Origin of the sequence: Oliverpabstia intestinalis (assembly GCF_009696065.1) — a bacterium.
In the GTDB taxonomy this organism is placed as follows: Bacteria; Bacillota; Clostridia; order Lachnospirales; family Lachnospiraceae; genus Oliverpabstia; species Oliverpabstia intestinalis.
Window position 1 is genome coordinate 1 of the sequence record NZ_VUMS01000060.1, and the last position, 5,233, is coordinate 5,233.

The following is a 5,233-nucleotide window of genomic DNA, read 5'->3' on the forward strand; positions in this document are numbered from 1 at the left end:
TTCCAGTTTGGAAACGTAAATTCCGCTAAAATCATGATTTCTTGATATGCCGGAATTTAGTCTTGCAAGAACTTTTAGGAACAGGGGTTTACTTTTGCAAACTGGAAGTCAGTTTTCCAATTCAGCCAGGGTTCTTCCCATCTGAATTATCTTTACATTTATATGGATGCATTCTTGCGTTTGTGAAGATGAATCTTGTGAATGTGATGAAGCAATGATATACTTCAAATAGAGGTGTTACTATGCGTCATATTATGCGTGAGGTGTCAATATATGAATGTAAGTTACAAAAAGTTATGGAAGCTTCTTATTGATAAAGACATGATGAAAAAAGATTTACAGGCCGAGACTGGTTTGAGTTGGGCTTCTGTGACGAAATTGTCAAAAGGAGAACCTGTCAGCATGGAAGTGCTGATGAAAATCTGTAAAGCTTTGCATTGTGATGTAGGCGATATAGTCGAATTTATAGAAGAGCCAGAAGAGTCTTCTTCAAAAGAGTAGGAGGAACAGGGATGGCCAATTTACAATTAAACAGTCCTTATAAAGGATCCGCATCTTTGACTCGTGAGCAGTTCTTATTTTATGAAATGAGAACCACAGCAAAGCTGATAGAAGAAGGAGTTAATAATACAGAGATAATGGAAAAGGTTTTTAATGAAAACTTATTCCATTATCCAACAGAAAAAACGATTAAAAAGGTATTTGTAAGGCATGTATAGCAAGACTGCATTCCAAGTCCCTCATTTGTTGATTTTGCAACTGTTCCGCCAGAGCTGATGAGCGCATTCCAGCTTATTCCATATCAGAGTGCAGAAGATGCGGTGTTTAAGGCACTGGGAATTGAGTGACAAATTGGGGATAGGACGATTGTATAGCGCTTTTGCCCTATCCGTCAAATAATGCTTGCAAATAGAAGTGGAAATAATGGATAAAAATCAAATTAGAAATATTGTTCGTCAAATGGATTATTCGAAATCAGAAATAGAGATTGATCTTTTGACTGATAATATCAAAGATAATATTGACAATCAATTGTATGATTTTTCGCTCTATAGAAAAGATATTTTTACCCAGCAAGGGAAAAAAAGAATTGTATATAGTTATCCGAATTTATCTACAGAAGCTGTTATGTGTCAATATCTAAAAAAACAGATTGATAGAAATTTTCGTATTCGTTATGCGTCAAGAAATCGGATAATGAATGTATTCTTTAATGTTTTGCCAGTCATCAAAGATATGAATGATTTTGTGATTATTCGAGCAGATTTTAAATCTTTTTTCGATAGTGTTTTGTCACGGCATGTATATGACAGGTATATCAAAGAATCCCTTATGTCTAGATGGGACAAAGAAATTTTAGAACAGTATATTGAAGAGTTTAAGTATTGCTATGCGGGGTTATGTTTGTCTAATGGATTGACAGAGATTGTATGCAGGGAATTTGATTCACGAATAAGAGCCCATTTATCTAAGTATGGAATGTTTTTTTATGAACGATATGTCGATGATATACTTCTTATTACTAATAAATATATTTCGCAAAATCAATTTTGTAATGTTATACAGCATACAATTCAAGAAGTATTTGGTGATTCTCCGGTAAAAATTAATATGTCACCAGGAAAGTTTTCTTATATTACAAGAAGAAATCTTTCGACATCGCAGAAATTTAACTTTTTGGGTTATGAATTTGAGATACGAAAAGTGACAGGGAAAAATCCAATATGTTTCAAATACGGAATTGCAGAAAAAAAACGTAAAAAATATACAGGGATAATTGAAAGAGCTTTTATTCAGTTTAAAAAGGATGGAGATATTGAACTTTTGCGACAAAGGTTGAAAATTTATTCATCGCGTGTTGTGATTGCCAGAACAATAGGTAGCAGTTCATATGATTGGCTCACAAAGGGTGTCGTTGCAAATTATAATGAATTACAATTTCATATGGATGCATTAGAGCCGCAAACGAAAGACTTTTTGAAAAATTTATATGTGAAGTTATTAAGAAAACACGGATGTGTTATGCCGTATTTCTTAAAGCAATCTTTAACTGAAGAGAGCATTTATAATTTGGAATCAAACATGAAAAGAAACCGATCTATAATGTTTGAGAAGAATATTGGAGTGTCAGAAAGTACACTTTTAAAATGGATACGAAAATTAAACCCTGAGTACTGCAACGAAGACAAAGATTATTATAGAATGGTGATTGATTATTTGGCACTGATAAAAGTAGAGTAGCATCATCCCAAGGATGATGCTACTCCTATACAACGTATAACCTTACGGAAAGTACTTTGTACTGCTTACGTGTGTAAAGTCTATGAAACCAAAGTTCCAAAGATTTTACTTGAACGATATATCATTCATTGAAATTATAATTCGAATTAGAGGTGAAGTCAATGGATCTTACAAATATAAAAAGAAATCAATTGGATTACATGCTGACAGATGTTCTGCCAACGGAGTTGTCAGACCGATTTACATATGCATACTTTTATGAATATTTGATAGATAGAAGTAAGGACATTAACCATATCGTAAGGGAACTAATACGATTAAAGAACAAAAATGGTAAGGAAGTTCTCTTTAATGGAAGCAGCAATTGGGTGACGGCACCACTTAAATACACTATTATGAAGCAATTACATAGTGAGAGAGAGATTAGTTTATTGCAGCCAATGGCGGCGATGGAATTATTCTTGTTTGTAAGTGTGTATCAAAAAGAACTGTTGGCCTTATTAGATAAGAATTCAGTATTTTCGCTCCGATTCCATAATAAGAACAATGATTTGATTTATAAATCAAAGAATAGATCAGTTATTAAATATTTTAGTGATTTAAGTGAAGAAACGGGGAAAGAGATAATAGAACAGACGGGCATGTTTTTCAAAATAGGTCCTTATAAATCAATTGCAGCATTTACCTCCTCAGAGGAATGGCTCATATTGAATAGTAAATACAAATTCTTTATTAGAACAGATTACAAAGCATGCTTTGATAGTATTTATACGCATACGTTCAACTGGATTATTGGAAAAGATGTCAATGATACCAAAGAATTCAAAAATGGAAGTCTCTACACAGCTATAGATAGAGTATTAATGAATATCAATGCAAGAACTTCGAATGGAATAGTAGTAGGTCCAGAATACTCAAGGATGGTTGCAGAGCTTTTGCTTCAGGCAATAGACAAAGATGTGTATAATATGCTACTCAACGAGTGTTATGATGCTGGAGAACACTATAATGTGTACCGGTACGTAGATGACATTTTCATTTTTGCTGAGACCGAGGGGATAGCAAATCATATTGTTGAACTTTACGCAGAGGCGGCCAGAAAATATTTATTAAGACTAAATGATGCCAAACTTTTTAAGAGCAAAGTGCCGTTTGTATTAGATGATTGGTTAAATGAGACTAATATTTTTACTAACAGAGTGACGGCATTGTTATTCTATAATCGTGAAGAAAGAAAAGCCTACATGGAAGCAGTTTCTGATGGACAGGAACAAGTTAATCCATGTTTAATTAAGGGAAGTGGATTGGCAACAAGCAAGAGAACAATTATGAATCAATTAAATGAATTGATTTGTAAATATGAGTCTCAAATGAAAACGATAACAGCTTATTTTTTAGGAATGCTGCTAAATAAAGTCTCTCGTAATAAGGATAAGGTGTCTTTGTTCAAGAAGGATGTTTCGGAACATACTGTTTTTAATTTTTTAGATCTAGCTTTTTATGGATATTCTTTTTTCCCGAATTATAACAATACGCAGAAACTACTTTCTATAATCAGTTATGTAAGAGACGAGTTTGATATTTTTGCGTATCAGGATAAGCTTCAAAATTTATTGAATAGGTATGCGTTTGTGTTTGATAAAGCAAATGTGAACGATATTGTAAATTTGATTATGTTTTGCCGACAGGCTAACATTGCTGTGCCGTATAAACAAGAAATTAATATTGTTAGAAGACTTCATGAAAAAGATGATCCCATCTTATGGGCATCATATCTATTGTATAGCCAATACAGTAAAAAATATTATACAGAAATACGAAGCATTATTGGAAATAAACTAATCGAACGGTTGGAAGGAATTGTTCAAAAAGACAGTGTTTATACCTACCGTGAATTTTGGTGGGTTATTGTGTTCAATAAGTCTCCGCATATCACAGTGGCGGAGCAAGCTAGGATTGATGGTTTGCTTAGTATATTAAAAATCGGTATCAATAATACACCTGGTGAAACTATTGGAAATTTATTTGTTGACTACCTAAGAAATAATCCAATTCAATTTTTTGAATGGGATATGGAAAAAAGAGACTTTTTAAGAAATATTACATTCAAGACCAAAGAAAGAAGTATATTCAAGAATTATCAAGAGAATTTAGCCTCTTTATATTGGAGCAGTTTGTAACTTAAAAGGAGATTTGTATGGACCAGATAATTGATTATTACAATCTCAATGCAGAAAATTTCATAGAGAATACGCGGAATGTTGATATGCATCTGGCCCAGGATAAATTTCTTCATTTGTTGAATGAGGGAGTCGATATCCTTGATTTCGGTTGTGGTTCTGGCCGTGACACGAAATACTTCTTGGATCGGGGTTATCAGGTTACAGCGACCGATGGATCAGCTGAACTTTGTAGATGGGCCAGTGATTTTACAGGTATCGAAGTAAAAGAAATGATGTTTGGGGAACTGGATGAGATTGATACATATGATGGTATCTGGGCATGCTCCTCTATTTTGCATTTGCCAAAGAATGAGCTGTTTTTGGTGATTCGAAAAATGTGTGATGCGCTTAAAAGTACCGGTGTAATCTACACTTCCTTCAAATACAGTGATTTTGAAGGTGTGCGTAATGGTCGGTATTTTACAGATTTTACTGAGGATTCCTTTAAGGAATTCATAGCAGAGATTCCGGAACTTACGATAGAAGACCAGTGGATCACCGGTGATGTCAGACTAGGAAGGGGTGAGGAAAAGTGGCTCAATTTAATACTCCGCAAATAGGATATTCTTTACATATTAATGGAGAGTACCACAACACCCTGGATATAGAAGGCTTCTCTCAGATGATGAAGGATCCGTCCTACTATAGTGGCTCAGTTGTCAAGACAAAAATCTAAGATTTTTATAATGAACTGATATGGTGGACAAGTTACAAGGAACATGGAGAGAACAGTGGAGCACTCCCCAGATCCAATATATGCTAAGCTACAT

Annotated in this window: 5 protein-coding genes; all 5 read left to right on the top strand. The window is 34.1% G+C overall.

Going from position 1 to position 5,233, the window contains the following annotated elements:
* Window positions 1-273 precede the first annotated feature (273 nt).
* The 5 genes from FYJ57_RS14695 to FYJ57_RS14715 all read left to right on the top strand — a co-directional run bounded on the left by FYJ57_RS14695 (window position 274) and on the right by FYJ57_RS14715 (window position 5,023).
* The gene (locus tag FYJ57_RS14695; protein ID WP_154433231.1) at window positions 274-501 is read left to right on the top strand and encodes a helix-turn-helix domain-containing protein; all 228 of its coding nucleotides are present in this window, start codon (window positions 274-276) and stop codon (window positions 499-501) included.
* A gap of 11 nt (window positions 502-512) precedes the next feature.
* Window positions 513-719 carry a BrxA family protein gene (locus FYJ57_RS14700; protein WP_205840008.1) on the top strand — a complete coding sequence of 69 codons (207 nt, stop codon included), beginning with the start codon at window positions 513-515 and terminating at the stop codon, window positions 717-719.
* 205 nt (window positions 720-924) lie between these two features.
* Window positions 925-2,241 carry a reverse transcriptase domain-containing protein gene (locus tag FYJ57_RS14705; protein ID WP_154433232.1) on the top strand — a complete coding sequence of 439 codons (1,317 nt, stop codon included), beginning with the start codon at window positions 925-927 and terminating at the stop codon, window positions 2,239-2,241.
* 161 nt (window positions 2,242-2,402) lie between these two features.
* A complete protein-coding gene (locus tag FYJ57_RS14710) occupies window positions 2,403-4,421 on the top strand; it encodes an RNA-directed DNA polymerase (protein WP_154433233.1) in 2,019 nt (672 codons plus the stop codon).
* A 17-nt stretch (window positions 4,422-4,438) separates the two neighbouring features.
* Complete coding sequence (locus tag FYJ57_RS14715) at window positions 4,439-5,023, top strand: class I SAM-dependent methyltransferase (protein ID WP_154433234.1); 585 nt, start codon at window positions 4,439-4,441, stop codon at window positions 5,021-5,023.
* The last annotated feature ends 210 nt before the right edge of the window (window positions 5,024-5,233 follow it).